Origin of the sequence: Stenotrophomonas maltophilia (assembly GCF_001676385.1) — a bacterium.
Classification (GTDB): Bacteria; Pseudomonadota; Gammaproteobacteria; order Xanthomonadales; family Xanthomonadaceae; genus Stenotrophomonas; species Stenotrophomonas maltophilia_J.
Window position 1 is genome coordinate 210,301 of record NZ_LYVJ01000001.1, and the last position, 24,484, is coordinate 234,784.

Here is a 24,484-nt window from a genome sequence, read left to right on the forward strand (position 1 = left end):
GCGTGCCTCTGACCCGGGCCGGGCAACTCATCGACCTGCTGCTGGCACGCCAGCAGCACCCTCCGATCCTCGAGAAGCGCACGCGCCTGCCTTATGGCTGGGCGCTGTGGCTGCGTTCGTTGGGGCCGCTGCCGCGGCCGTTCCACGCCCGCGAAGTGATTGCGGTGCTGCTGCCGCGTCCGCTGCCCGGTCCGCCAGGCCAGTCACCGCAGCTGTCACCGTGGCAGGCGCTGCGCCGCTTGTTCTGGCAGGACTGGGACGCCGCGCCGCGCGACCAGCGCTGGATGCGTTGGACCTCGGCACTGGTCAGCGCATTGCTGCACCTGCTGTTCTTCATGCTGCTGCTGTGGGTGGCGGTGATCCGCACGGCGGCACCGGAAGAAGAGGGCGCTGAAGGCGAGCGCGTGCAGGTGGAATTCGTCGGTCGCGCCACCCAGGAGGGCGGCGGCGATCAGCCCGGTGCCGAAGCGGCGGCAGCGGCACCGGCCGGCCGGGTTGCCGCCGGCCAGGAGGCAGGAGCGGCAACTGCATTTGAGCCACGTCCTGCGCCGTCGCCTGCACCCGAGCCGGCTCCAGCACAGGCAGCCAGCGCGCCATCACCGCCTGCCGAAGCCGAGCCGGCCCCGCTTGCGGCCTCGCCACCCTCGCCGGTGCAGGCCACCGAAGTGGCGCAGGCCAGCACGGATTTCCTGGTGCCGCCGCTCAGCGTGCCGCGAACCGAAGTCAGCGTCGTGCCGCGTGACACCACGCCGGTCGTGCGCGAGCGCAGCGTGCAGCCCGTCCAGGCACCGGCCACCCCGGTCGCATTGCATGCGCCGGACGTCGCGGTGCGGGTGCCGCAGTTGCGTGACGTCCAGGTGCAGGAGCGTGAAGTCACGACGGTCGATGCACCGGTGGTGTCGCCGCCGCTGCGCACCACCGACGTGCAGGTGCGCGTGCCGCAGCGGGATGTGCAGGTGCGCGAGCGTGAAGTGCAGGCGGTGGTCGATCCGCAGGTGCGGATGGCGGCCGTGGCCGGGCGCGAGCCCCCCGTGCGTGCGCCCAGTGGCCGCGATGTGCAGGTGCGTGAGCGCGAGGTGGTTCCGGCACCGGCTGCGGCCGCGTCGTCTTCCAGTGGGAGTGCACCCGTGGCAGCGCCCACGCCAGCAGCCAACGGCAGCGCGACACAGGCGAGCCGCACCGCGCGCCCATCGGCCTCCAGCACCAGGCCGGCGCAGGCCGGAGCGCGCCCGGCACCGGATCCGGGCAACTGGGCCACGCCTGCCAAGGGGGATGACTGGGGCGCATCGAGCCGCAATCGCGACGGTGCCAGCAGCGGCGACCGCCAGGCCAGCAACTCCGGCAAGGGCAATGGCCTGTTCAATGCCGATGGCAGCGTGCGCGTGCCGGGCCAACAGGGCGATGGGCCGGCCGAGCGTGGTGCGCCCGGCGGAGCCAATGACGGTTGGAGCAGGGAGCGCATCGCCCAGTCCGGTACGTGGCTGAAGCGTCCGCCGTACGACTACACGCCAACCTCGTTCGACAAGTACTGGGTGCCGCAGGAATCGCTGTTGGCCGAATGGGTGCGCAAGGGCATCAAGGCAATGGAGATTCCTCTGCCGGGCACCAGCACGAAGATTTCCTGCGTCATTTCGATCCTGCAGGCCGGGGGCGGCTGCGGCCTGACCAACCCCAACATGCAGGAGCAGCCGGCCGTGGCGCGACCGCCGCCGGACATCCCGTTCAAGAAAGAACTGCAGGAAGACAACGGGAGCCGGTAGGCAAGGGGGCGCCACGCCTGGCCGGCTCGTGCTTTGGTAGGTGCCAACCTTGGTTGGCGCAGAAGCGCCGACCAAAGTCGGCCTCTACCAGGGCACTGACCTCACGCGCTCTGCGACAGGAACACCCAGAACGGCACGTTGCGGCCGACCCAATCGCGGCTGGCTTCGTCCATCACGTCCAGCAGGGTGTCGAAGTCCTTCTGCGTCCCGGCGCGCAGCGCGTCCACGTCGGCCAGGAACAGCGCATAGCCCCGGGCCGGAAGCCACTGCAGGTCGCGCAGGTTGTCCGACAGCGCATCCCAGTTGCCACCGAAGCCTGCAGGGAAATCCAGCTGTGCGGCCAGCCGTGCCAGCAGGGTGCGCTTGTCCGCCACGCCTTCCAGATCGATGCGGACCACCTTCAGGCCGGCATCGCGCATCGCCGCGGATAGCGCGCCAATGTCATCGCTGTCGATGGCATAAACACCGGCGTTGTTGAGGTCATGCAGGCCGAGGCCGAAATCGTCGTGGCTCATCACTGCGCTCCCTGGGCCGGTACGGTGAAGCTGCGGAACGACTCGTAATGGTCGTCGGTGTAGTACCACGCCTCCGGCGGATCGCCGCCGGTGACGATGCGGCGCGTGCCGCGGGTGCGCGCGCCGGGGGTGTCGACGGTGTATTCGCGGTAGTAGCCACGCGGACGCTGCGGCAGCTGCTGTTCGCGATTGCCGAAGGTACTGCCGTCCTGGCGGTGCGGGAACGGGCCGCCACGCTGGATCAGGGCGATGGTCGCGCGTGCTTCGGCCGGCAGGAACGCGGGCAGGCCACCGTCCTTGCCGGGCGAGGCGGCCGCTGGCGCGCGAGCGGTGGGCGTGCCCTGCAGGCCGGGCGCGAACTGCGGTGCCGGGGGCCGCTGCAGGAAATGATTGGCGACCAGGCCGAGCAGCAGCAAGGCAATGGCGGTGATCAACAGCCGGGGGTTGCGCATGGGCAAGGGCGGGCGAGGGTGGTGCACGCACTGTAGCGCCTGCGCGCTGCATGGTGCATGAGGACGGCGTCGCGTCACCACTGCGTAACAATTGCCGTCGGACTCACCAGCAGGACGCAATTTCCTTTACATCCCCCTTGGTAATCTGGTGGTCTGTCCCCATCATTCACTGCGCACTGCCCGACACCGTCGGGTGCCCTCGCAATCAGGAGATGCATCATGGCCTACACCCTGCCCAAGCTGTCCTACGCCTACGACGCGCTGGAACCGCATATCGATGCGGCGACGATGGAAATCCATCACACCAAGCATCACCAGACCTACATCAACAACGTCAACGCGGCGCTGGAAGGCACCGAGTACGCTGACCTGCCGGTCGAAGAGCTGGTGAAGAAGCTCAAGTCGCTGCCGGAGAACCTGCAGGGCCCGGTGCGCAACAACGGTGGTGGCCATGCCAACCACTCGCTGTTCTGGACCGTGATGGCCCCGAACGCCGGCGGCAACCCGGTGGGTGACGTGGCGAAGGCCATCGACAAGGACCTGGGCGGCTTTGACAAGTTCAAGGATGCCTTCACCAAGGCGGCGCTGACCCGCTTCGGCAGCGGCTGGGCGTGGCTGAGCGTGACCCCGGACAAGAAGGTCGTGGTCGAGAGCACCGGCAACCAGGACAGCCCGCTGATGGAGGGCAACACCCCCATCCTGGGCCTGGACGTATGGGAACATGCGTACTACCTGAAGTACCAGAATCGCCGCCCGGAGTACATCGGCGCATTCTTCAACGTCATCGACTGGAACGAAGTCGAGCGCCGCTACCAGGAAGCGATCGCCTGATCGCGGTGGCTGGATGAACTGAGAAGGCCGGGGGAGACCCCGGCCTTCTTGTTTGCCAGCTCCTGGACGTCGGCACGCACCGGAGCCGAAGGCGGCCTATTCGGCAGTGGCCGCAACGCCCTGCAGGCGCAGGGTCGCCATCACCCCCAGGCGCAGGCCGGGCAGGTCGCCGTCGGCCGGCAGCAGGACCGGCTGCTGGCGGATCCCGCCGAAGTGCTTGACCTGGAACAGCACATCCAGGCCATGGCCCGTGGCACCACCGCCGCTGGCCGCGGGCGGTTCCGGGCGGCCGCCAGGATTGCGCCGCGCCGGCTGGAAGCCGGGAGTGCTGCGCACCAGTTCCACGGTCGTGGCCGAGAAGTCCCCGGCGATCAGGCTCGGCATGCCCTCGGCGGTGGCGCCGATCCAGGTCATCAGGTCGCTGGTCTGGTGCTGGCGGGCGGCGGTCTCGTCCGGGTCCGGCCGTAGCCGCGCCACATAGATGTTGACCAGCGCCTCGCCCAGCTTCAGCCGCATCATGCCGGCCGCGCTGAAGGTGCCGGGCGGGTGCAGCAGGGTCACGCCGTCTTCGCTGACCGGCAGCCGGGTCAGCATGGCGTTGCCATGCCGCAGCGGCTGGCTGGGAGGGTCGGCGGTGACGAAATCGCAGCTGTAACGCAGGCGGCTGGCCAGCCAGCAGGCCGGGTTGCGGCCTTGCTGCTGCAGTACCTGCTGCACCGAGATCACGTCTGGCTGCAGTTCGGTCAGCAATTGTGCAACCTGCTCGCGGCGCTGCTTCCATTGCGCGTCGTCGCGGCTGGGCAGTTCCAGCGCGGCCACGGTCAGCTGGGCCTCGGGCCCGTTGGCGGCGGAGGCGGGGGCTTGCGGTCGGGCCTGCGCCGGCAACACCAGCACCAGCGCCAGGCAACTGAGCAGGAGACGGGCGTGGACGAGGGGGCGCATAACGATAAGTTTACGCTTTTGCCGTGCAGGTGCCGTGACTTCCGGCAGCGCCGGTGGCTGGCTGCCACGGATCGGCGCCGATGTCATGCAGCCCTGCAGCGTGCTTCGCACGCCCCGGTTCCGGTAACCTTGCGCCTTTCGTTTCGCAGGAATGCCCTACAGGATGAGTCACGACGCAGTTGCCCCCATCGCCGGCCAGGGAAGGATGCCGCGCCAGATCCCGTACATCATCGGCAATGAGGCCTGCGAACGGTTCAGCTTCTACGGGATGCGCAACATCCTGGTGCAGTTCCTGATCACCTCGCTGCTGCTGCAGGAAATCACGGCCGAGGGCCGGGCGGGCGAAGCCAAGGACATCATGCACAGCTTCATGATCGGCGTGTACTTCTTCCCGCTGCTCGGCGGCTGGCTGGCCGACAGGTTCTTCGGCAAGTACCACACCATCCTCTGGTTCAGCCTGGTCTACTGCGCCGGGCACCTGTGCCTGGCGCTGTTCGAAAACAGCCGCGGGGGCTTCTTCCTTGGCCTGGGCCTGATCGCGTTCGGCGCCGGCGGCATCAAGCCGCTGGTGGCGTCGTTCATGGGCGACCAGTTCGACCAGAGCAACAAGCACCTGGCCAAGATCGTCTTCGATGCCTTCTACTGGATCATCAACTTCGGCTCGCTGTTCGCCTCGCTGCTGATTCCGCTGGTGCTGAAGAACTGGGGCCCGCAGTGGGCGTTCGGCATCCCGGGCATCCTGATGTTCATCGCCACGTTCGTGTTCTGGCTGGGCCGCCGGCGCTATGTGCTGGTGCCGCTGCCACCGAAGGACCCGCACTCGTTCGCCAACGTGGTGCGCACCGCGCTGACCGCGCGCGCGGACGGCCAGGGCCGCCCGGGCCTGGTGATCGCGGTCCTTGGCCTGGTGCTGGCCGCCGCATCGTTCGGCCTGGTCGGCTCGCTGGGGATCGTGATCTGCCTGTGCCTGGCGCTGGTGGCCATCCTGGCCGGAATTGGCGGCGGCACCTGGCTGCAGCTGGACCGCGCCCGTGGCCAGCATCCGGCCGAAGCCGTGGAAGGCGTGCGCTCGGTGCTGCGCGTGCTGGTGATCTTCGCGCTGACCACGCCGTTCTTCTCGCTGTTCGACCAGAAGGCCTCGACCTGGGTCCTGCAGGGCCAGCAGATGCAGATGCCGGCCTGGTTCACCGCCTCGCAGATGCAGGCCCTGAACCCCCTGCTGGTGATGATCCTGATCCCGTTCAACAACCTGGTGCTGTACCCGGCCCTGCGCCGCTTCGGCTTCGAGCCGACCGCACTGCGCCGCATGACTGCCGGCATCGCCTTCAGTGGCCTGGCCTGGATCGTGGTCGGTGGCATCCAGGTGGTGATGGACGGTGGCAACGCCATGTCGATCTTCTGGCAGATCCTGCCGTACGCGCTGCTGACCTTCGGTGAGGTACTGGTCTCGGCCACCGGCCTGGAATTCGCCTACAGCCAGGCGCCGCAGGCGATGAAGGGCGTGGTGATGAGCTTCTGGAACTTGACTACCACCATCGGCAACCTGTGGGTGCTGCTGTCCAACGCGGCGGTGCGCAACGATGCGGTGACCCACAAGATCGCCAGCACCGGGCTGAGCGAGGCGGCATTCCTGATGTTCTTCTTCGCCGGTTTCGCCTTCGTTGCGGCGTTGGCCTTCGGTGGGTACGCGAAACGCTATCGTATGGTCGACAACTACCGAAGCGCCTGAGCCTGACATGACCCCCGTCAATCTGCTGTTGATCGCCATCACCGCCATCCTTTCGTGGATGGCGTTCAACAACCGCAAGCTGGCCGACCGCATGATCCTGTGGCCGCCCGCCGTGGACCGCCATCGCCAGTACGACCGCCTGGTGACCTACGGCTTCATCCATGCCGACTGGTCGCACCTGATCTTCAACATGATCACGCTGTTCTTCTTCGGCGGATTCATCGAGAGCGTGATGGTGGAGCTCACCAGCAGCTACCTGACCTACCCGGCGTTCTACCTCGGCGCACTGCTGGTCTCGATCCTGCCCAGCTACCTGAAGAACCAGAAGAACCCGAACTATCTCAGCCTGGGTGCGTCCGGGGCCGTGTCGGCCGTGCTGTTCGCCTTCATCCTGATCAAGCCGTGGTCGATCATCCTGGTGTTCTTCATTCCCGCACCGGCGATCATCTATGCCGCGTTCTATGTCGGCTACAGTATCTGGATGGACCAGCGCGGGGGTGACCGGATCAATCACAGCGCGCACCTGGCCGGCGCGGCCTTCGGCGTGATCTTCATGGTCGCCATGCAGCCGAGCATCTTCAACCACTTCCTGCGCGAACTCTCCAACCCGACCTTCCGCCTCGGCGGCTGAAGCGTATCCGGGGTCGGATCCTCCGGATCCGACCCCGGCGTACCCGGTTTCAGGCCCGGGTCGTGTGGCCGTAGGTATCCAGCAGGCGGGCGAACACTTCCTCGCCGATGCGCTGGAAATCCTGGTCTTCGGTCTGCCCTTCCACCGCAAGTTGCAGCAGGCCCTCCAGCAGGGCGCGGTCGGTATCGGGGTGGGTTTCGATGGGCATGGAGATTCTCCGCGGGGATGCGCAGGGTCAACGATCGCAAGGGCCGTGCCAGCCTGGCCGGACCCGTACACAGGCGATAGCGGCCCTGTGCCCTCCAGCTTGAGGGGCGAAAACTGACGTGAATGGCCTGTAGTTGCCCCTGTTCAGGCTTCACGCGATCATGGCGCCCGGCTGCGCACCATCCACGCAGTCGCCGCAGGAGACAGTCCCATGGCTTCGGTCACGCCCCCCGGTCTGGCCTACGAGGTCGAACATGATCTGGCCAACCACCGCTTCACCGCGCGCGTGCGTGGGCAGTTGGCGGTGCTCGACTATCAGATCAAGCGCCGGCGCATGGTCATTACCCACACCGAGGTGCCCGAGCCGATCGCCGGCCGCGGCATTGCCGGAGAGCTGACCCGCGTCGCGCTGCGTTTCGCCCGTGAGCAGAAGTACAAGGTGGTGCCCGCGTGTTCCTACGCTGAGGCTTTCCTGCAGCGGCACGAGGAGTACCACGACCTGCTGGCTGGCTGATGCCAGCGGGCGGCGCTTCAGCCATGGCAGGCGATGATGTACAAACATGAACAGGGGATCGAGATGAAGACTGGATACAACCGGCCACTGCGCGGCAGCGTGCTGGCCGGCGTGGTGGGCGTGCTGTTGCTGGCCGGTTGCCAGCGTGAGAGCGAGCCGGCACCGCCGACGGGCGCGGCTCCGGCTGCCGGAACCGCCGCGGCGGGCGAAACGCCAGCCACGGAAGCACCGCTGGACCTGCGTGACGTGATCGAGAACAACGAGCGCGAAGTGGTGGGCATCAGCTACCCGGCGGGCATCGACCGTTACCCCGGCCTGGCACGCGCGCTGCAGGACTACGCCACCCATGCGCGCAGCGACCTGCAGCAGGCGCTGGACGGGCTGGGCAACGACAAGCCGGCCATGCCGTACGAACTGTCGCTGAGCTTTGAAAAGCTGCTGGAAACCCCGCAGCTGGTGGTGGTCAGTGCCGACGGCAGCCGCTACACCGGTGGCGCCCATGGCGAGCCGCTGGTGGCACGTTTCGTATGGCTGCCACAGCATCAGCAGATGCTCAGTGCCGAAAAGCTGGTGACGGATGCCAAGGGCTGGAAGGTCATCAGCGAATTCGTCGCCGACCAGCTGCGCGAGCGCGTGGCCACCCGCCTCAGTGGCGAAGACATGGAGCCGGCACAGATGCAGGAATCGCTGCGCAACGCGTCGCGCATGATCGCGGAGGGCACCGGGCCACAGGCTGACAATTTCAGCCAGTTCCAGCCGCTGACCGACGACAAGGGGCAGATCACCGCGCTGCGCTTTGTTTTCCCGCCGTACCAGGTCGGTCCATACTCGGATGGCACCCAGACCGCCGATGTGCCGGCGGCGGTGCTGTTGCCCTACGTGGCCAAGGACTACGTGGAGCTGTTCGCACGCGGTTGACCGCAGTGGAGGAGGTGGCGTGGATACAGGGTTGCAGGAGCGGGTCACCGGCCTGCTTCACGAAGCCGGGGTCCGCATCGGCGGCACCCAGCCGCAGGACATCCAGGTGCACGACCCGCGCTTCTTCGCGCGGGTCATGGCCCACGGCTCGCTCGGCCTGGGCGAGAGCTACATGGACGGCTGGTGGGATGCCAACGTCCTGGACGAATTCCTCGTCCACCTGATGCGCGCCCATCTGGACGAGCGGGTGCACGGCTGGCGCGAAGTAGCCGATGCGCTGAAGGCGCGCCTGTTCAACCTGCAGGCCGGGCAGGGCAGCTATGAGGTTGGCCGCCGCCACTACGACCTTGGCAACGACCTGTACCAGGCCATGCTCGGCCAGCGCCTGGTCTACAGCTGCGGGTACTGGCGCAACGCCGACGACCTCGACACCGCGCAGGAAGCCAAGCTCGACCTGGTCTGCCGCAAGCTGGGGCTGCGTCCGGGCCAGCGCGTGCTGGACATCGGCTGCGGCTGGGGCGAGGCCCTGAAGTTCGCGGCCGAGCGTTACGGTGTCAGCGGCGTCGGCGTGACCATCTCGCAGGAGCAGGCCGAGTTTGCCCGTGAACTGTGCGCCGGCCTGCCGATCGAGATCCGCCTGCAGGATTACCGCGAGCTGGACGAGCCGTTCGATGCGATCTTCTCGATCGGAATGTTCGAGCATGTCGGTGACAAGAACTACCGCAGCTTCTTCGATGTAGCAGAACGCTGCCTGTCGCCGCGTGGGTTGCTGCTGTTGCATACCATCGGCACCAACATCTCGCGGCATCGCACCGACCCGTGGATCGCGCGCTACATCTTCCCCAATTCGATGCTGCCGTCGGCGGTGCAGATCACCCGGGCGTTCGAAGGCCGTTTCGTGCTGGAGGACTGGCACAACTTCGGCACCGACTACGACCTCACCCTGCAGGCCTGGCGGCGCAACGTGGAAGCAGCGTGGCCGCGGCTGGATGCGCGCTACGACGAACATTTCCGCCGGATGTGGCGCTTCTACCTGGCCGGATCGATGGCGACCTTCCGCTGCCGGCATGCGCAGTTGTGGCAGCTGGTGCTGTCACCGGAGGGCGTGCCGGGTGGGTACGTGGCGCCACGCTGAAGCCAGCGCGGGGCGGAGACCCCGGGGTCAGATCCCTTTTCGCAGAAAAGGGCTCTGACCCCAACCACAACAAAAAAACCGCCCGGTTTCCCGGGCGGTTTTTCGTTTCAGGCTACTGCGCGGGCGATCAGTTGCCGGCGCCGGTCAGGCCACGCTTTTCCAGCAGCGGTTCGATCTGCGGCTCGTGGCCGGCGAAATCGCGGAACAGCTGCATGGCATCGACGCTGCCACCCTTGGACAGCAGGGTGGCGCGGAAGTGGTCGCCGTTCTTGCGGCTCAGGCCGCCGTTGTCCTTGAACCACTTCTGGGTGTTGGCGTCGAGCACTTCCGACCAGATGTAGGCGTAATAGCCGGCAGAGTAGCCGCCCATGATGTGGCTGAAGTACGGGGTCCTGTAGCGCGGCGGAACCGGCGCGTAGTAGATGCCGTCCTTCTCCAGCGCGGCGCGCTCGAAGGCCATCACGTCCTTGGCGGCCGGCACCTGGTCCGGGCCGATCTGGTGCCAGCGCTGGTCCAGCATCGCCGCACCCAGGTATTCGGTGGTGGCGAAGCCCTGGTTGAACTTCGATGCGGCGATCACCTTGTCCAGCAGGGCCTGCGGCATCGCGCTGCCATTCTGGTAGTGCTTGGCATAGTTCTTCAGGATGACCGGATTGTCCGACCACATCTCGTTGACCTGCGAGGGGAACTCGACGAAGTCGCGCGGCACCGAGGTGCCCGAGAAGTACGGGTACTTCACGTTCGAGAACATGCCGTGCAGGGCGTGGCCGAATTCGTGGAAGGTGGTGTTCACCTCGTCCCAGGTCAGCAGGGTCGGCTGGCCGGCCGGCGGCTTCGGGATGTTGAGATGGTTGGCGACCACCGGCTTGAAGCCGGTCAGCGTGGACTGCGAAACGTAGGAGTTCATCCATGCACCGCCCCGCTTGGAGGCGCGCGCATACGGGTCGAAGATGAAGATCGCGAGCTGGCTGCCGTCGGCGTCGAACACATCGTAGACGGTGACGTCGTCATGGTAGACCGGCAGGTCGGTACGCTGCTTGAAGGTCAGGCCGAATTCCTGGTTGGCGGCATAGAACACGCCGTTTTCCAGCACGTTCTTCAGTTCGAAGTACGGCTTCAGCTGCGACTCGTCGAAGTTGTACTTGGCCTGGCGCACCTTCTCGCTGTAGAAGGCCCAGTCCCACGGTTCCAGCGTGAAGGTCGGCTTGCCCGCGGCCTTCTGTTCCTGGTCGATCATCGCCTGCAGGTCGGCGGCTTCACGCCTGGCGTTGGCCACTGCAGCCGGCGCCAGCTTGCCCAGCATCGCGTTGACCGCTTCGGGGGTCTTGGCGGTCTGGTTGGTCAGGTTGTAGGCGGCGAAGTTGGCAAAGCCCATCAGCTTGGCCTTGTCGGCACGCAACTGCATGATGCGCGAGACCAGCGCGGTGTTGTCGAACTCGCCACCGCGGCTGCCACGGTTGACCGAGGCTTCATGGATCTTCTGGCGCAGGGTGCGGTTGGCCAGGTTGGTCAGCGGCGGCTGGCCAGTGGTGTTGAGCAGGGTGATGACGTACTTGCCTTCCAGGCCACGGGCCTTGGCGGCTTCGGCGGCAGCGGCGATCTGCTCCCTGGACAGTCCGTCCAGTTCCTTGACGTCGTCGACGGTGATCGCCGAAGCGTTCACTTCCGACTGCACGTTCTGGCTGAACCTGGTTGCCAGATTGGCCAGCTCGGCGTTCATTTCCTTCAGCTTGGCCTTGTCGGCCTCGGACAGCTTGGCGCCGGCGCGGACGTAGTTGTCGTAGTACTTCTCGACCAGGCGCACGCCTTCGGCATCCAGGCCCAGCTGGCTGCGGGTGTCGTACAGCGCCTGGATGCGCGCGAACAGCTTGCCGTTCAGTGCGATTGCATCGCTGTGCGCAGCGAACTTCGCCGAGTAGTCGGCCTGCAGCTTCTTGCGGGTGTCATTGGTATCGGCCCCGACCAGCGCGAAGAACACGGTGGTTGCACGGTCGAGGACGTCGCCGCTCTTTTCCAGGGCGATGATGGTGTTTTCGAAGGTCGGCTTGGCCTTGTTGTTGGCGATCGCGTCGACTTCCTTCAGCTGCTGCGCCATGCCGGCGTCGAAGGCCGGGGCGAAATCACTGTCCTTGATCCTGTCGAACTGCGGGTAATGCAGCGGCAGCGGGCTTTCGGCGAAGAACGGATTGGCCTGCTGGGCCGTGGTGCTGGCGACCGCGGTGGCGGCGGTGGCTGAGTAGGCAGGCAGGGCAAGGCCGAGGGTCATGGCCACGGCAAGGGCAAGGCGAGTGGTCAAGGCGGAACTCCGATAAGGCAAACAAGGGCCCGAGGGTAACCCGGCCGGCAGGATCTGCACTTGTGTCAAAAGGCATGTTGCCGGGGCTGGGCCCGGGTATCCTGCGAGTATCACCCGAGGCTCGCCACGATGACCACCGCCTACGATTTCAGCTTCCGTGACCTCGAAGGGCAGCCACAGGCGCTGGCCCAGTACCGCAGCCGCCCACTGCTGCTGGTCAATGTCGCCAGCCGCTGTGGCTTCACCCCGCAGTACACGGGGTTGGAACAGTTGTGGCAGGACTACCGCGAACGCGGCCTGGTGGTGATCGGCTTCCCGTGCAACCAGTTCGGCGGACAGGAGCCGGGCGATGCCGCGCAGATCCGCCAGTTCTGTTCGCTGGATTATCCGGTCAGCTTCCCGCTGTCGGAAAAGATCGAGGTCAATGGCACCCGGGCCGATCCCCTGTGGGCGTGGCTGTCACGCGAGAAGCGCGGCCTGCTTGGCATCGCCCGCATCAAGTGGAACTTCAGCAAGTTCCTGGTCGACCGCCAGGGCAACGTGGTGGATCGCTTTGCGCCCACCACCAGGCCGGAACAGCTGCGCGGCGCGATCGAAGCGCTGCTGTAGAGCCGAGCCCACGCTCGGCTGCTTGTCCGGCCGACATCAAAGGCGCGCGGTGCGCGCGAGCCGAGCGTGGGCTCGGCTCTACAGGTGCAACGCCTTACTTCTCGACGAAGGCGCGCTCGAACACATAGTGGCCGGGCTGGCCGATGCGCGGCGAGACCTGGAAGCCTCGTGCGTCGAGCACGGTGCGGAGGTCGGCAAGCATCTGCGGGCTGCCGCAGATCATCGCGCGATCGTTTTCCGGGCTCAGTTCCGGCAGGCCGAGGGTGCGCTGCATCTCGCCGCTTTCCATCAGCGCGGTCAGGCGGCCCTGGTTGGCGAAGGGCTCGCGGGTGACGGCCGGGTAGTACAGCAGCTTGTCGCCGATCATCTCGCCAAGGAACTCGTGCTCTCGCAGTTCCTTCTCGAAGTAATCGCGGTAGGCCAGGTCCTTCTCGTAGCGCACGCCATGGCAGAGGATCACCTTCTCGAAGCGCTCGTAGGTTTCCGGGTCCTTGATCACCGACAGCCAGGGGGCCAGGCCGGTGCCGGTACCCAGCAGGTACAGGTTCTTTCCCGGGTGCAGGTCGCTGACCAGCAGGGTGCCGGTGGGCTTCTTGCCGACCAGCACCTTGTCGCCCGGCTTGATGTGCTGCAGGCGCGAGGTCAGGGGGCCGTCCTGCACCTTGATGCTGAAGAACTCGAGCTGTTCTTCCCAGTTGGCGCTGGCAATGGAATAAGCGCGCAGCAGCGGCCGCGCCTCCGTTTCCAGGCCGATCATCACGAACTGGCCGTTCTCGAAGCGGAAGCCGCTGTCGCGGGTGGTGGTGAAGCTGAAGTAGGCGTCGGTCCAGTGGCGGACCTCAAGCACCGTTTCGGCGCCGAAAGCGGAGGACATGGGCGTATCTATCAAAAGTCGTCGGGGGTGATTCTATCTCAAATGAGACGGGTTCTCATTGGGCGGAACGAGAGGCGTTCTCAGCGATAGCCCGCCGCCTGCAGCTCGAACAGTTCGGCATAGCGGCCGCCCTGCGCCATCAGCTGCGCATGCGTGCCGCTGGCCTCGATCCGGCCATCGGCCAGCACCAGGATGCGATCGGCCATGCGTACCGAGGAGAAACGATGCGAAATGAGCACTGCGGTGCGATTATCCGCCAGTTCCCTGAACCGCTGGAACACCTCGAATTCACTGCGCGCATCCAGTGCCGCCGTCGGCTCGTCCAGGATCATCACCTGCGCATTGCGCATCCACGCGCGGGCGATGGCGATCTTCTGCCACTGGCCACCGGACAGGTCCACGCCCTGGCTGAAGCGGCGGCCGATCAACTGGTCGTAACCGCCGGGCAACGCCTCGATCACTTCCTCGGCCATGCCGCGCCGAGCGGCGTCGGCAATGCGGTCGCGGTCGTCCATCGCCTCGACCTGGCCAACGCCGATGTTCTCGCCCGCGCTGAGGTTGTAGCGCACGAAATCCTGGAAGATCACCCCGAGGTTGGCGCGCAGGTCGTCCAGGTCGTAGTCGCGTAGGTCGCGGCCATCAAGCAGGATGCGGCCCTCGTCCGGCTCGTACAGGCGTGCGAGCAGCTTGACCAGCGTGGTCTTGCCCGCTCCGTTCTCGCCGACCAGGGCCAGCACTTCGCCCGCGTGCAGCTGGAAATCCAGATGGCGTACCGCCCATTGCTCGGCGTCGGGATAGCGGAAACCGACGTTCTCGAACACAAAGCCCTGGCGGATCGGCCGCGGCACGCGCATGGCGCCTTCGCGCGAGTGGATTTCCGGCTGGATCTGGAAGAACGAGAACAGGTCATCCAGGTACAGGGCCTGGCTGGCCACCTGCGAGAACCCGATCAGCAGGCCTTCCAGCAGCTGGCGCAGGCGCAGGAAGCTGCCGGCGAGGAAGGTCAGGTCGCCGATCGAGAAATCGCCGCGCACGGTACGCCAGGCGATGTAGGCGTAGGCGGTGTAGTAGCCCAGCGTGCCCAGCGCGGCCAGCAGCGTGCCCCAGAACGCGCGGCGCCGGGCAAGCGCACGGTTGGCCAGGAACAGCGCCACCGACAGGCGCCGGTAGCGCTCCACCAGGAAGCGGTGCAGGTTGTAGATCTTCACCTCCTTGGCCGTCTCGACGCTGGCGCCGAGCTGGCGCAGGTAGTCGAGCTGGCGGCGCTCGGGCGTCCACTGGAAGTTGAGGCTGTAGCCGGCGGCATTGAAGTGCGATTCGCCGATGAAGGCCGGCACCAGTGCCAGTGCCAGCAGCAGGATCAGCCACGGCGCGTAGACCAGCAGGCCGACGGCCAGGCTGGCCACGGTGATCGCGTCCTGGACCTGGCCGAACAGCTGGCTCATCAGGTTCATCCGGCCCATGGTCTGGCGCCGCGCGCGGTCCAGCTTGTCCTGCAGGTCCGGGTCCTCGAAGTCCTCCAGGTCCAGTGTCGCGGCGTGTTCCATCAGCCGGATGCTGGTGGCGTTGGCGAACAGCTCCGAGAGCAGTGCATCGGCATAGCTGACCAGCCGGCCCAGCAGGTCCGAAGCAATGGCCAGGCCGAACTCCAGTGCCAGCAGGCCCAGCAGCGGATTGAGCAGGCCGCTGGAGAGCGCCTCGCCCAGCGGCGGGAAGCCGGTATCGTGCTGGCTCAGGCGCAGGGCGCTGTCGATGATCAGCTTGCCCACATACAGCATCGCCACCGGCAGCAGCGCTCGGACCAGGCGCAGCCCCAGGCTGGCCAGGGTGAGCGCGGGGCTGGTCTGCCAGACCATGCGCAGGAATGGCGGCAGGTTGCGCATCGCCCTGAAGCGCTGGCGCAGGCTGGGCTTCTTTTCGGTGGCAGCAGGCATGCCACCATTGTGCGCGTGCAAGGCGTGCAGATGGGGTCAGATCCCTTTGCAGCGCAAAGGGCTCCGACCCCACCACGGCCAATCGGGATCCGGCTCTCGGACCATCCCGCGCAAAGCCAGCGGTTGATGCTGCCCTTGTCCTGGCCGTTGCTGCTGCGGGTGCCGGGTGCCGGGTGCCGGGTGCCGGGTGCCGGCCCAGCCAACAAAGCTCCTTCAGGGCAGCGGCGGCAGCAGCCCCGCACCCAGCCGGTTCCAGGCATTGATCACCGCAATGCCCATGCTCAGGTCACTGATGCCCTTTTCATCGAAATGCGGTGCCAGGGCATCGAATGCCGCCTGCGACGGCGCGCCGTCGGTCAGCCGGGTCAGCGCCTCGGCCCAGCCCAGTGCCGCGCGCTCGCGCGCATCGAAGAAGCGGCTTTCGTGCCAGGCCGGCAGGGTGTCGAGCTTGCGCGGCTCGATGCCGCCCTTGCGCAGCGTGGTGGCGTGCATGTCCATGCAGTAGCCGCAGCCATTGAGCTGCGATACGCGCAGGAACACCAGTTCCATCAGCATCGGCTCGATCGAGCTGTCATGCACTGCCTTGCTGGTCGCCAGCAGGCCCTTGAAGGCCTCGGCGGCCAGTCGGGTATAGGGGACGCGGGGAGAAGCGTGGGTCGACATCGTGGGCTCCACGGCGGCCACCGTGGCCGCCTTCCACTACCAGGACGCCGCTGCATCGCCGCGCGTGACAACCTGCGGCAACTTCTCCGGATTCAGCACGCTGTACACCTGGGCGATGCGGCCATCGATCACGTCGATGGTGGTCACCGAGTGCAGCCGGTCGCCCTGGAAGCGCAGGATCGCCGGCTCGCCGTTGACGTAGCCCAGCTGCGCCGGCTGCGCCGCGCCGCGGCGGGCGATGGCCCAGAACAGGCGGCCGATGCGCTCGGCGCCCAGCAATGGGCGGACGGCCGCAGTGACTACGCCACCGCCGTCGGAGACCAGTCGTGCGTTGGCGTGCAGCAGTGCCTGGATCGCTTCACTGTCGCCGCGCTGCGAGGCCTCCATGAAGCGTGCCAGCAGTTGCCGATGCTGGCTGGCGTCGGCATTGAAGCGGGGCCGTCCGGCCTGCAGGCGCTGCCGGGCACGGTGCACCAGCTGCCGGCAGCTGGCCTCGCTGTGGCCGATCAGGCCGGCGATCTCGCGGTAGTCATGGTCGAAGGCCTCCTTCAGCAGGAACGCGGCGCGCTCTTCCGGGCCGAGCTGTTCGAGCAGGGTCAGGAAGGCCACCGAAACGTCGTCGGCCAGGGCATGCAGCTGGGCCGGGCCGGGAGCGGGGTCGGGCTCGAGGGTGATCTCCAGCGGTTCAGCCAGCCAGGGGCCGACATAGTGGACGCGCTCGCGCTTGGCCGCGCGCAGCCGGTCCAGGCCGAGCCGGGTGGTAGTGGTGACCAGCCACGCCTCGGCGTCGCGGACGCTGGCCTGATCGGCGCCGGACCAGCGCAGCCAAGCATCCTGGACCACGTCTTCGGCATCGGTGCGGCTGCCGAGCAGGCGATAGGCCAGGGCCATCAGGCGCGGGCGGTGGGTCTGGAAGGTGGCTTCGGTGTTCATGTCGACCAGGACGCCAGGGAGAGGGCAAGCGTGACAGAAGGTGCGGGGTCAGAGCCTTTGGCGAGGGATCTGATCCCTCGGTTGTGATCTTGCCGGCCAGCGGCCGGCACTACCACCCCGCGGCCGGGGGAGGGGGTAAAATGGGCGGATTACCCCCCGCCAGCCTCGAGCAAGCGAGCAAGCCGTGACATCGATCAAGCAGGAAGACCTCATCCAGTCCATCGCCGACGCGCTGCAGTACATCTCGTACTACCACCCGGTCGACTACATCAAGAACCTCGCCGCCGCGTACGAGCGCGAGGAGTCGCCGGCCGCGAAGGAAGCGATGGCCCAGATCCTGATCAATTCGCGGATGTGCGCCGAAGGCCACCGTCCGATCTGCCAGGACACCGGCATCGTCACCGTGTTCCTGGAAATCGGCATGGACGTGCGTTGGGATGACGCCACCATGGGCGTGGAAGACATGGCCAATGAAGGCGTTCGCCGCGCCTACATGCATCCGGACAACAAGCTGCGCGCCTCGGTGCTGGCTGATCCGGCCGGCAAGCGGATCAATACCAAGGACAACACGCCGGGCGTCGTCAACGTCAAGGTGGTACCGGGCAACAAGGTCGAGGTGATCGTCGCCGCCAAGGGCGGCGGTTCAGAAGCCAAGAGCAAGTTCGCCATGCTCAACCCGTCCGACTCCATCGTTGACTGGGTGCTGAAGACGGTCCCGACCATGGGGGCCGGCTGGTGCCCGCCGGGCATGCTCGGCATCGGCATCGGTGGCACCGCCGAGAAGGCGATGCTGATGGCCAAGGAGGCGCTGATGGAACCGATCGACATCACCGACCTGCAGGCTCGTGGTCCGTCCAGCCGCATCGAAGAGCTGCGCCTGGAGCTGTACGAGAAGGTCAACGCGCTCGGTATCGGTGCCCAGGGGCTGGGCGGCCTGACCACCGTGCTGGACATCAAGATCAAGGATTACCCGACCCATGCGGCCAACCTGCCGGTGGCGATGATCCCGAACTGCGCGGCGACCCGCCATGCGCACTTCACCCTCGATGGCAGCGGTCCGGTGATGCTGGACCCGCCGTCGCTGGAAGACTGGCCGCAGCTGACCTACGACGCATCCAAGGGCACCCGCGTGGACCTGGACACGATCACTCCTGAGGAGGTAGCCAGCTGGAAGCCAGGCCAGACCCTGCTGCTCAACGGCAAGCTGCTGACCGGCCGCGATGCCGCGCACAAGCGCATGGTCGACATGCTCAACAAGGGCGAGGAGCTGCCGGTCGACCTGAAGGGACGCTTCATCTACTACGTCGGCCCGGTCGATCCGGTGCGCGACGAAGTGGTTGGCCCGGCCGGCCCGACCACCGCGACCCGCATGGACAAGTTCACCGAGCAGGTGCTGGCGCAGACCGGCCTGCTGGGCATGGTCGGCAAGGCCGAGCGCGGCCCGGCCGCCATCGAGGCGATCAGGAAGCACAAGTCGGCCTACCTGATGGCCGTCGGTGGTTCGGCCTACCTGGTGTCCAAGGCCATCAAGGCCGCCAAGGTCGTCGGCTTCGCCGATCTGGGCATGGAAGCGATCTACGAGTTCACCGTGCAGGACATGCCCGTGACCGTGGCGGTGGATTCCACTGGCGAGTCGGTGCACAAGACCGGCCCGCGCGAATGGCAGGCCCGCATCGGCAAGATTCCGGTGGTGGTGGAGTAATCCTCCAGCGTCCGGTACAGGCAACGGCGCCCGCGTGGCGCCGTTGTCGTGAAGGGAATGGGGTTGACGATCGCGCAGCATCGCTCTGCTAGGCTTGGCACCACCTCGCACAGGATGTGTCCATGGCCCTGCATCGAACCTTTGCGCTCGCGTTCCTGCTGATCCTGGTCGGCTGCAGCACGACCTCCTCCTATGAGGGGGCGGATTTCTCCGCATCCTCGCAGTGCCGCATGCAATGCCAGGCCAGCCATCGCAGCTGCATGGCGCAGGGCAGCACCGGCAACAACAGCTTCAGCTGCGAGCAGCAGGCGGTGCCGGCGCCGGACAAGCGCTGCAAGGACGTCGCCAACCCCGAGCTGCGGCGCGCCTGTGAACTGAAGGCGCATGACTGCACGGTGCGTGCACCGATGATGTCCTGTGGCGAACGCCGCGATACCTGCATGAGCAGCTGCGGCTGAGCAGCGACGGCCCGTGTGGGCGCATAATCGGCCGGTCCACCCGCACAGGATCCGTCGCATGAGCACCACGCTGTATGGTTCGACCAGCACTGCCGCCCTGGTGGTGCACTGGCTGCTGATCGAGCTCGGCATCGAGCATGAACTGGTGCTGCTGGATTTCGACACGCGCGAGCACAAGTCGGCGGAGTACCTGGCGCTGAACCCCGCCGGTGTGGTGCCGACGCTGCTGATCGATGGGCTGGTCCTGACCGAAGCGGCGGCGATCGCGCTGTACCTGGCCGATCGCCATCCGGAGGCCGGCCTGCTGCCGGCGCTGGGCACGCCCGAGCGTGGTGATGCCTATCGCTGGATGTTCTGGTGCGCCAATACGCTGCAGCCGGCCTATCGGGCCTGGTTCTATCCGCACGAAATGGCGGGTGAGGAGAATGTGGTGGCCAGCCGGGAGTACGCGCGGCAGCGCCTGGAAGCGGCCTGGCAGCAGGCGTCCACGCACCTGCAGGCACATGGCCCGTACCTGCTCGGCACCTCGCCCTGCGTGGCCGACTACATGCTGGTGATGCTGATGCGCTGGTCGCGCAACATGCCCAGGCCCAGCGACACCTGGCCGGTGCTCAAGGCCCATGCCACCTCGATGAAGGCACGCCCGGCGTTCGCCGAGGTGTACCGCCGCGAGGGCATCACCGACTGGCGGTAACCAGAAAAGGGGACGGAGGGGATTAAGTCGTTTGTGCACAAACGACTTAATCCCCTCCGTCCCCTTTTCCGTTACAGGATCTCGAGCACGGTTTCCGGCGGGCGGCACAGGCGGGTGCCCTTGGGCGTGCGCACCACCGGGCGATTGATCAGCCGCGGGTGCCCGGCCATTGCGGCCAGCAGCGCCGTTTCGCCGGCGCCATCCAGGCCCAGTTCGGCGAACTGCGCTTCCTTGCTGCGCACCAGGTCCTGCGCGCTCAATCCCGACTCGGCCAGCACCTGGCGCAGCGTTGCCACGTCCGGAGGATTGCCCAGATAGTCGATCACCACCGGCTCGATGCCCGCGTCGCGGATCAGCTGCAGCGCACCGCGCGAATTGCTGCAGGCAGGGTTGTGCCAGATCGTCACCTCCATCAGAACCACTCCAGCAGCGATACGCCCACGCCGACGTAGGTGGCCTTGTGGTTGTAATCGATCAGGCTCTCGCCATAGCCATCGAAGACCTGCACGTGGCCGCGCAGCAGGTTGCTGATAGGGAAGCCGTAATCCAGCTGCAGCGCACCGTGCGAGCGGCTGCCCGTGCGCAGCGAGTGACGCGCCATCAGCGAGACCTCATGGCCATTGCGGTTCCAGGTCAGGGTCGCGTCGCCACGGCCCATGTAATCCTCGATGTCCGGGTTGTTGTCATCGCTGCGGGTTTCCGGAATGCGGTACCACGGGCGCAGGACCAGTGCCCAGTTCTCGCGGTCCAGGCCGATGTTGAGCATCACCCGGTTCCAGCTGCGCGACAGTGGGTCGGCGCGGCCATTGGACTGGTGGTTGAGGCTGATGCCGGTCATGCGTCCGCGCCAGCCAGCGATCGAATAGCCGTTGCGGAACACCATCATCACTTCCGGTTCGTAATTGGTTTCGCGGAACGGGCGCGAATCCTCGCTGTTGTAGGCCTGCCAGCGCGAACTCTGGGTATAACCGGCCCAGATGTCGCCGTTGTCGCCGAACAGGTTCTCGGCGATCTTGGTCTTGAAGCTGATCTGGAACTTCAGCTCGGCACTGTCCAGCACCTGCGGGGTAGTCACGGTGTTGGCCGGGTTCGGCGAGTGCGGCATGGCGTTGCGGTCGCTGGTCCAGAACGCGGGCAGCAGGTACACCGGCTTGTACGCGCGCAGCTGGAACGGGCCCAGCTTGGAGTCCTCGGCCAGCTCCCAGCGGCTGTCCAGCAGCGAGCCGCGGCCGGCGTTGGCCAGCGCGCTGTCCGGCGCCGCCGGGCGGAACAGGTCGCTGACGCGTTCGCGCAGCTTTTCCTCGCCCTGGCTCAAGCGTGCGCTCTCACGTTCGTCGCGGCGCGCCTGCGCAGCCGCTTCGGCGGCGGCATCGGCAGCCGCGGTGGCCTCCGGCGTGCGCCCGAACAGGCGGTCATAGCAGGCCAGGCGGGCGGCATCGGTGGTGATCGCCGCGCACGCAGCGGGTGAGGTGTCGGCGCTGGGCGCGAACTCCTGCGCGGCCAGGGGGGCGCTGGCCAGGGCAAGCGCCAGCGGCGCCAAACGGGGAAACGGCATGGGGAGGGTCATTGCAGCAGGCCCTTCGATGAATACGGGAATAGCACAGTGTGGCGGCTGTACCGGATCGCGGCCAGCCCCACGGTTTATGCACGGCCATAGCGTGCGTGCGGCGTGAAGGCGCCGTGGCTCAGAAGAACCAGGCGAACGCGAACAGGCCCAGCATCGCGATCACCAGCGCCAGCTTCAGCGCCAGCCCGAGCAGGATGCCCAGCCAGGTAGCGAAGCCCACTCTGGTTGAACGGCCGAGCTCGCGCGTATGCCAGTATTCGCCGGCCAGGGCGCCAAGCAGTGGCCCGGCGAACAGGCCGATGGGCATGAAGAACAGGCCGGCGATGCTGCCGGCAAACGTCCCCCACAGCGCCTTGCGGCTGGCTCCGACCCGCTGCGCGCCGACCACGGTGGCCAGGATGTCGACCACCAGCGAGAGCAGGGTCAGTCCGCCCAGTGCCACCAGGGTCGGCCAGCCGATATGGGCGAAGCCATCGGCCCATGCTGCCAGCAGCAGCCCAACGAACACCAGCGGGATGCCGGGCAACGCCGGGAGGAAGATGCCGGCGATTCCGATGAGGACAAAAATGACCGCTAGCAGATACAAGATGAATGAGAGGCCCATGCTGATCCGTATGGTTGCATTTTTGGGGGTTGACAGTGAAGGATTTTGCCAGTTGCTTTTTCGTTTTTGGCGGGTTAAGTTGCAGTCGCTGAGCTTGGCAAGGTCACCGTGGATCGTGGCCTGATGAAGCAAGATCTTCCCGATCCGCTGCATCGATGCACCTCGCTTCCCCCTTGCTTGTCAGCCGCCCAACAGGCGTTTCCAACAACAAGAGAGAGTCACCAGGGAGTTAGTGAGATGTCTGATCGCGAGAGCGGTACCGTCAAGTGGTTCAACGACGCAAAGGGGTTTGGCTTCATCAGCCGTGAGAACGGCGAAGACGTGTTCGTGCACTTCCGTGCCATCCAGACCCAGGGCTTCAAGAGCCTGAAGGAAGGCCAGAAGGTCACCTTCACCGTCGTGCAGGGCCAGAAGGGCCTGCAGGCCGACGCCGTGCAGCCGGTCTGATCGCGCTGCTGTCGTCACATGAAGAAGGCCCGCGCATGCGGGCCTTCTTCTTTTCCTGCGGCCGGTCGGCGGCAGGTCAGCGCAGGATCACCTTGCCATTGACGACACGCACGTAGGTGTTCTCGCGGATGCCGCCGAGATCGCGCTGGTTGACCACGATGGTGCGGCCATCGTCCATGCGAACGCTGATGTCATAGGTATCGCTGGTCACGTTCTTCTGGATCTGGTTGCCAGCCAGGGCGCCACCGACCGCACCCGCGGCGGCGGCGATGTTCTTGTTGCCACGGCTGCCGCCGGTGTGGTCGGAGATTTCGTGGCCCGCCACGGCGCCGACGATGCCACCGAGGATCGCGCCGGTGGCGCTGGGGGCAGTGCGGCCCGACGGCACGACGCTGATGCGGGTGACGATGCCACAGTCGGCGCAGCGGCCCTGGTTGTATCCGCCGTCATTGCCATAGCCGCCGCTGTTGTAGCCATTGTTGTAGCCACCGCCACCGTAACCGGGCGAGGTGGCACAGCCTGCCAGGGCGAGGGTGGCGATAGCGCTGGCGGCAATCAGCTGGATCTTCATGGGGCGTCTCCTGGCCGTGAAGGCGGGTGCGTTTAGGGGTACTGCGTCATGCAGCAGGGTGGACGAATCGTCCCCTTTTGATCGTGAACAAGGTGCCAACCGCGCGTGCGTAGCCCGGCTGCAGGATGAATGCAGCTCAGCGGAAGTCCTGGTGGCAGGCGCGGCAGTCGGCCTGCAGTGTTTCCGCCACCTGTGCCAGGGCGCTGCAGTCACTGGGCGGCGTGGCCAGCGCGGCGTTGAGGTGGCCGCGCAGCTGGCTGGCATGCTGCTGGAACCGCGCGCTGTCCTTCAACCCGGGAAAGGCCAGGTCCAGGTCGTTCGACAGCAGGCGCAGTGCCTGCAGCCGCGGCACGCTGTCAGCGAGGCTGCAGCGGTTCTGCTGCCGGGCCTGCTGCAGCAGCTGCGACTGGCGCTGCATGACCTGCATCAGGCTGCCCGGAAACGGATCGCGACGGGCCTGCAGGGCGCGGCCCACCATCACTGTAGCGACCAGGCCGATCAACAGGCCCAGGCACAGCACGAACAGGTAGCGATGGGCCGTCGACAGGCGGTGGCGCGGGCTGGCATTCATTGCGGCTCTCCGGGCGTGCAACGATGGGTTCGATGCCGGCGCACTGTAGGGGCCGGTGCCCGCAGGCTAAAATAGGCCAATGAACGAACAGGTCAAACAACGCTTCGCCGGCATCGAACGGCTGTATGGCGTCGGCGCGCTCGAGCGCCTGCAGGGCAGCCGGGTGGCAGTGGTAGGCATGGGCGGCGTCGGCTCGTGGGTGGTGGAGGCGCTGGCGCGTTCGGCGGTCGGTCACCTGACCCTGATCGATGCCGATGACATCTGCGTATCCAACACCAACCGGCAGCTGCCGGCGATGGAAGGCAACTACGGCCGCAACAAGGCGGAGGCCATGGCCGAGCGCTGCCGTGCGATCAATCCGGGCATCGAGGTCGACGCGGTGCCGGCATTCCTGACTGTATCGAACATGGCCGAACTGCTCGACCGCGGATTCGATCTGGTCGTCGACGCCTGCGACAGCTTCCGGGTCAAGGTCGAGACAATCGCCTGGTGCCGCCGGCGCAAGCTGCCGCTGCTGACCGTGGGCGCTGCGGGCGGCCGCACGGATCCGACGCTGGTCCGCATCCGCGACGTTTCGCGCACCGAACACGATGCCATGCTGGCGCTGATCCGCAAGAAGCTGCGCAGCGAGTTCAATTTCCCGAAGAACGCCAAGCGCTATTTCGGTGTCCCGGCCGTGTACTCGCTGGAGAACGTGAAGTACCCGCAGGCCGATGGCAGCGTCTGCGGCATCCGGCCGGATCTGGGCGCTGATGCGGCGCTGAAGCTGGACTGCGGCGCGGGCCTGGGCGCCGCAACCCACATTACCGGCGCATTCGCCTTTGCGGCGGCGGGCAAGGCGCTGGAAATGCTGCTGCAGCCGAAGAAGGCGGGAGCCGAAGTGGTCGAGGCCAGCGAGGCCTGATGGATCCTGCCGACCAAGGTCGG

Annotated in this window: 27 protein-coding genes; 13 read left to right on the forward strand and 14 right to left on the reverse strand. The window is 66.5% G+C overall.

Going from position 1 to position 24,484, the window contains the following annotated elements; genetic code table 11:
• The first annotated feature begins 2 nt into the window (after nucleotides 1-2).
• The gene (locus tag A9K58_RS01110) at nucleotides 3-1,760 is read left to right on the forward strand and encodes a hypothetical protein (RefSeq protein WP_065197574.1); all 1,758 of its coding nucleotides are present in this window, start codon (nucleotides 3-5) and stop codon (nucleotides 1,758-1,760) included.
• Between the two features lie 101 nt (nucleotides 1,761-1,861).
• Here the strand turns inward: A9K58_RS01110 and A9K58_RS01115 are convergent, their stop codons facing one another.
• A complete protein-coding gene (locus A9K58_RS01115; RefSeq protein ID WP_065197575.1) occupies nucleotides 1,862-2,275 on the reverse strand; it encodes a barstar family protein in 414 nt (137 codons plus the stop codon).
• A complete protein-coding gene (locus A9K58_RS01120; RefSeq protein ID WP_065197576.1) occupies nucleotides 2,275-2,727 on the reverse strand; it encodes a guanyl-specific ribonuclease in 453 nt (150 codons plus the stop codon). Before A9K58_RS01120 ends, A9K58_RS01115 begins: the two co-directional genes overlap by 1 nt.
• 219 nt (nucleotides 2,728-2,946) lie before the next feature.
• On the opposite strand from A9K58_RS01120, the gene A9K58_RS01125 reads away from it, so the two are divergent.
• The gene (locus A9K58_RS01125) at nucleotides 2,947-3,558 is read left to right on the forward strand and encodes a superoxide dismutase (RefSeq protein WP_005410310.1); all 612 of its coding nucleotides are present in this window, start codon (nucleotides 2,947-2,949) and stop codon (nucleotides 3,556-3,558) included.
• 96 nt (nucleotides 3,559-3,654) lie between these two features.
• Here A9K58_RS01125 and A9K58_RS01130 read toward each other — a convergent pair whose 3' ends face one another.
• Nucleotides 3,655-4,500, reverse strand: coding sequence for an endonuclease/exonuclease/phosphatase family protein (locus A9K58_RS01130; protein WP_065197577.1), 846 nt, complete (start codon nucleotides 4,498-4,500; stop codon nucleotides 3,655-3,657).
• Between the two features lie 163 nt (nucleotides 4,501-4,663).
• On the opposite strand from A9K58_RS01130, the gene A9K58_RS01135 reads away from it, so the two are divergent.
• Both A9K58_RS01135 and A9K58_RS01140 read left to right on the forward strand, forming a co-directional pair.
• The gene (locus A9K58_RS01135) at nucleotides 4,664-6,229 is read left to right on the forward strand and encodes a POT-type proton-dependent oligopeptide transporter (RefSeq protein WP_065197578.1); all 1,566 of its coding nucleotides are present in this window, start codon (nucleotides 4,664-4,666) and stop codon (nucleotides 6,227-6,229) included.
• A gap of 7 nt (nucleotides 6,230-6,236) precedes the next feature.
• Nucleotides 6,237-6,860, forward strand: a complete 624-nt coding sequence (locus A9K58_RS01140; RefSeq protein WP_065197579.1) for a rhomboid family intramembrane serine protease — start codon at nucleotides 6,237-6,239, stop codon at nucleotides 6,858-6,860.
• 49 nt (nucleotides 6,861-6,909) lie between these two features.
• On the opposite strand, the gene A9K58_RS19645 is transcribed toward A9K58_RS01140, so the two are convergent.
• Nucleotides 6,910-7,068 carry a hypothetical protein gene (locus A9K58_RS19645; protein WP_196769141.1) on the reverse strand — a complete coding sequence of 53 codons (159 nt, stop codon included), beginning with the start codon at nucleotides 7,066-7,068 and terminating at the stop codon, nucleotides 6,910-6,912.
• Between the two features lie 210 nt (nucleotides 7,069-7,278).
• Here A9K58_RS19645 and A9K58_RS01145 point away from each other — a divergent pair, with 210 nt between their 5' ends.
• Genes A9K58_RS01145 through cfa form a run of 3 tightly spaced genes read left to right on the forward strand, consistent with a single transcriptional unit; the run spans nucleotide 7,279 to nucleotide 9,634 of the window.
• On the forward strand, nucleotides 7,279-7,581 hold the full coding sequence (locus A9K58_RS01145; RefSeq protein ID WP_005410305.1) for a GNAT family N-acetyltransferase: 303 nt from the start codon (nucleotides 7,279-7,281) through the stop codon (nucleotides 7,579-7,581).
• A gap of 36 nt (nucleotides 7,582-7,617) precedes the next feature.
• Nucleotides 7,618-8,499: a DUF3298 and DUF4163 domain-containing protein gene (locus A9K58_RS01150; protein WP_065197798.1), complete on the forward strand. Its 882-nt coding sequence runs from the start codon at nucleotides 7,618-7,620 to the stop codon at nucleotides 8,497-8,499.
• 19 nt (nucleotides 8,500-8,518) lie between these two features.
• Nucleotides 8,519-9,634, forward strand: coding sequence for a cyclopropane fatty acyl phospholipid synthase (gene cfa, locus A9K58_RS01155; protein WP_065197580.1), 1,116 nt, complete (start codon nucleotides 8,519-8,521; stop codon nucleotides 9,632-9,634).
• A 127-nt stretch (nucleotides 9,635-9,761) separates the two neighbouring features.
• Here the strand turns inward: cfa and A9K58_RS01160 are convergent, their stop codons facing one another.
• Nucleotides 9,762-11,930: a M3 family metallopeptidase gene (locus A9K58_RS01160; protein ID WP_065197581.1), complete on the reverse strand. Its 2,169-nt coding sequence runs from the start codon at nucleotides 11,928-11,930 to the stop codon at nucleotides 9,762-9,764.
• Nucleotides 11,931-12,059: 129 nt separating this feature from the next.
• On the opposite strand from A9K58_RS01160, the gene A9K58_RS01165 reads away from it, so the two are divergent.
• Nucleotides 12,060-12,539 (forward strand): glutathione peroxidase, encoded by a 480-nt coding sequence (locus A9K58_RS01165; RefSeq protein WP_065197582.1) that lies wholly within the window; start codon nucleotides 12,060-12,062, stop codon nucleotides 12,537-12,539.
• 94 nt (nucleotides 12,540-12,633) lie between these two features.
• On the opposite strand, the gene A9K58_RS01170 is transcribed toward A9K58_RS01165, so the two are convergent.
• The 4 genes from A9K58_RS01170 to A9K58_RS01185 form a co-directional block, all read right to left on the reverse strand.
• Nucleotides 12,634-13,413 carry a ferredoxin--NADP reductase gene (locus A9K58_RS01170; protein WP_065197583.1) on the reverse strand — a complete coding sequence of 260 codons (780 nt, stop codon included), beginning with the start codon at nucleotides 13,411-13,413 and terminating at the stop codon, nucleotides 12,634-12,636.
• A gap of 80 nt (nucleotides 13,414-13,493) precedes the next feature.
• A complete protein-coding gene (locus A9K58_RS01175; RefSeq protein WP_065197799.1) occupies nucleotides 13,494-15,347 on the reverse strand; it encodes an ABC transporter ATP-binding protein in 1,854 nt (617 codons plus the stop codon).
• A 213-nt stretch (nucleotides 15,348-15,560) separates the two neighbouring features.
• Nucleotides 15,561-16,010, reverse strand: coding sequence for a carboxymuconolactone decarboxylase family protein (locus A9K58_RS01180; protein WP_065197584.1), 450 nt, complete (start codon nucleotides 16,008-16,010; stop codon nucleotides 15,561-15,563).
• Between the two features lie 36 nt (nucleotides 16,011-16,046).
• A complete protein-coding gene (locus A9K58_RS01185; RefSeq protein WP_065197585.1) occupies nucleotides 16,047-16,943 on the reverse strand; it encodes an RNA polymerase sigma-70 factor in 897 nt (298 codons plus the stop codon).
• Nucleotides 16,944-17,127: 184 nt separating this feature from the next.
• Here A9K58_RS01185 and A9K58_RS01190 point away from each other — a divergent pair, with 184 nt between their 5' ends.
• The 3 genes from A9K58_RS01190 to A9K58_RS01200 all read left to right on the forward strand — a co-directional run bounded on the left by A9K58_RS01190 (nucleotide 17,128) and on the right by A9K58_RS01200 (nucleotide 19,797).
• The gene (locus A9K58_RS01190) at nucleotides 17,128-18,645 is read left to right on the forward strand and encodes a fumarate hydratase (RefSeq protein ID WP_065197586.1); all 1,518 of its coding nucleotides are present in this window, start codon (nucleotides 17,128-17,130) and stop codon (nucleotides 18,643-18,645) included.
• Nucleotides 18,646-18,767: 122 nt separating this feature from the next.
• On the forward strand, nucleotides 18,768-19,103 hold the full coding sequence (locus tag A9K58_RS01195) for a hypothetical protein (RefSeq protein ID WP_065197587.1): 336 nt from the start codon (nucleotides 18,768-18,770) through the stop codon (nucleotides 19,101-19,103).
• A gap of 58 nt (nucleotides 19,104-19,161) precedes the next feature.
• Nucleotides 19,162-19,797, forward strand: a complete 636-nt coding sequence (locus A9K58_RS01200; RefSeq protein WP_065197588.1) for a glutathione S-transferase family protein — start codon at nucleotides 19,162-19,164, stop codon at nucleotides 19,795-19,797.
• Nucleotides 19,798-19,868: 71 nt separating this feature from the next.
• Here A9K58_RS01200 and arsC read toward each other — a convergent pair whose 3' ends face one another.
• The 3 genes from arsC to A9K58_RS01215 all read right to left on the reverse strand — a co-directional run bounded on the left by arsC (nucleotide 19,869) and on the right by A9K58_RS01215 (nucleotide 21,968).
• Nucleotides 19,869-20,210, reverse strand: a complete 342-nt coding sequence (arsC, locus tag A9K58_RS01205) for an arsenate reductase (glutaredoxin) (RefSeq protein WP_065197589.1) — start codon at nucleotides 20,208-20,210, stop codon at nucleotides 19,869-19,871.
• Entirely contained in the window at nucleotides 20,210-21,364 is a 1,155-nt protein-coding gene (locus A9K58_RS01210; protein WP_065197590.1) for a phospholipase A, read from the reverse strand. The genes arsC and A9K58_RS01210 overlap by 1 nt, the downstream gene beginning before the upstream one ends.
• A 118-nt stretch (nucleotides 21,365-21,482) precedes the next feature.
• Nucleotides 21,483-21,968 carry a DUF456 domain-containing protein gene (locus A9K58_RS01215; protein ID WP_065197591.1) on the reverse strand — a complete coding sequence of 162 codons (486 nt, stop codon included), beginning with the start codon at nucleotides 21,966-21,968 and terminating at the stop codon, nucleotides 21,483-21,485.
• 237 nt (nucleotides 21,969-22,205) lie between these two features.
• Between A9K58_RS01215 and A9K58_RS01220 the strand changes: the two genes are divergently transcribed.
• Nucleotides 22,206-22,415 carry a cold-shock protein gene (locus A9K58_RS01220; protein ID WP_065197592.1) on the forward strand — a complete coding sequence of 70 codons (210 nt, stop codon included), beginning with the start codon at nucleotides 22,206-22,208 and terminating at the stop codon, nucleotides 22,413-22,415.
• A 76-nt stretch (nucleotides 22,416-22,491) separates the two neighbouring features.
• On the opposite strand, the gene A9K58_RS01225 is transcribed toward A9K58_RS01220, so the two are convergent.
• Nucleotides 22,492-22,986, reverse strand: a complete 495-nt coding sequence (locus A9K58_RS01225; protein WP_065197593.1) for a glycine zipper 2TM domain-containing protein — start codon at nucleotides 22,984-22,986, stop codon at nucleotides 22,492-22,494.
• A 136-nt stretch (nucleotides 22,987-23,122) separates the two neighbouring features.
• Nucleotides 23,123-23,557, reverse strand: coding sequence for a hypothetical protein (locus tag A9K58_RS01230; RefSeq protein WP_065197594.1), 435 nt, complete (start codon nucleotides 23,555-23,557; stop codon nucleotides 23,123-23,125).
• A gap of 79 nt (nucleotides 23,558-23,636) precedes the next feature.
• On the opposite strand from A9K58_RS01230, the gene A9K58_RS01235 reads away from it, so the two are divergent.
• Nucleotides 23,637-24,461, forward strand: coding sequence for a tRNA threonylcarbamoyladenosine dehydratase (locus tag A9K58_RS01235; protein ID WP_065197595.1), 825 nt, complete (start codon nucleotides 23,637-23,639; stop codon nucleotides 24,459-24,461).
• Nucleotides 24,462-24,484: the final 23 nt, after the last annotated feature.

Excerpts from the sequence above, each read along its gene's own strand:
- A9K58_RS01125 (WP_005410310.1), top strand. The coding sequence starts at position 2,947 with ATGGCCTACACCCTGCCCAAGCTGTCCTACGCCTACGACGCGCTGGAA.
- A9K58_RS01120 (WP_065197576.1), bottom strand. The coding sequence starts at position 2,727 with ATGCGCAACCCCCGGCTGTTGATCACCGCCATTGCCTTGCTGCTGCTC.
- A9K58_RS01200 (WP_065197588.1), top strand. The coding sequence starts at position 19,162 with ATGAGCACCACGCTGTATGGTTCGACCAGCACTGCCGCCCTGGTGGTG.
- A9K58_RS01135 (WP_065197578.1), top strand. The coding sequence starts at position 4,664 with ATGAGTCACGACGCAGTTGCCCCCATCGCCGGCCAGGGAAGGATGCCG.
- A9K58_RS01220 (WP_065197592.1), top strand. The coding sequence starts at position 22,206 with ATGTCTGATCGCGAGAGCGGTACCGTCAAGTGGTTCAACGACGCAAAG.
- A9K58_RS01170 (WP_065197583.1), bottom strand. The coding sequence starts at position 13,413 with ATGTCCTCCGCTTTCGGCGCCGAAACGGTGCTTGAGGTCCGCCACTGG.
- A9K58_RS19645 (WP_196769141.1), bottom strand. The coding sequence starts at position 7,068 with ATGCCCATCGAAACCCACCCCGATACCGACCGCGCCCTGCTGGAGGGC.
- A9K58_RS01195 (WP_065197587.1), top strand. The coding sequence starts at position 18,768 with ATGGCCCTGCATCGAACCTTTGCGCTCGCGTTCCTGCTGATCCTGGTC.
- A9K58_RS01140 (WP_065197579.1), top strand. The coding sequence starts at position 6,237 with ATGACCCCCGTCAATCTGCTGTTGATCGCCATCACCGCCATCCTTTCG.
- A9K58_RS01115 (WP_065197575.1), bottom strand. The coding sequence starts at position 2,275 with ATGAGCCACGACGATTTCGGCCTCGGCCTGCATGACCTCAACAACGCC.
- A9K58_RS01225 (WP_065197593.1), bottom strand. The coding sequence starts at position 22,986 with ATGAAGATCCAGCTGATTGCCGCCAGCGCTATCGCCACCCTCGCCCTG.
- arsC (WP_065197589.1), bottom strand. The coding sequence starts at position 20,210 with ATGGAGGTGACGATCTGGCACAACCCTGCCTGCAGCAATTCGCGCGGT.
- A9K58_RS01210 (WP_065197590.1), bottom strand. The coding sequence starts at position 21,364 with ATGACCCTCCCCATGCCGTTTCCCCGTTTGGCGCCGCTGGCGCTTGCC.
- A9K58_RS01185 (WP_065197585.1), bottom strand. The coding sequence starts at position 16,943 with ATGAACACCGAAGCCACCTTCCAGACCCACCGCCCGCGCCTGATGGCC.
- A9K58_RS01235 (WP_065197595.1), top strand. The coding sequence starts at position 23,637 with ATGAACGAACAGGTCAAACAACGCTTCGCCGGCATCGAACGGCTGTAT.
- A9K58_RS01130 (WP_065197577.1), bottom strand. The coding sequence starts at position 4,500 with ATGCGCCCCCTCGTCCACGCCCGTCTCCTGCTCAGTTGCCTGGCGCTG.
- A9K58_RS01215 (WP_065197591.1), bottom strand. The coding sequence starts at position 21,968 with ATGGGCCTCTCATTCATCTTGTATCTGCTAGCGGTCATTTTTGTCCTC.
- A9K58_RS01175 (WP_065197799.1), bottom strand. The coding sequence starts at position 15,347 with ATGCCTGCTGCCACCGAAAAGAAGCCCAGCCTGCGCCAGCGCTTCAGG.
- A9K58_RS01150 (WP_065197798.1), top strand. The coding sequence starts at position 7,618 with ATGTACAAACATGAACAGGGGATCGAGATGAAGACTGGATACAACCGG.
- A9K58_RS01145 (WP_005410305.1), top strand. The coding sequence starts at position 7,279 with ATGGCTTCGGTCACGCCCCCCGGTCTGGCCTACGAGGTCGAACATGAT.
- A9K58_RS01165 (WP_065197582.1), top strand. The coding sequence starts at position 12,060 with ATGACCACCGCCTACGATTTCAGCTTCCGTGACCTCGAAGGGCAGCCA.
- A9K58_RS01230 (WP_065197594.1), bottom strand. The coding sequence starts at position 23,557 with ATGAATGCCAGCCCGCGCCACCGCCTGTCGACGGCCCATCGCTACCTG.
- A9K58_RS01180 (WP_065197584.1), bottom strand. The coding sequence starts at position 16,010 with ATGTCGACCCACGCTTCTCCCCGCGTCCCCTATACCCGACTGGCCGCC.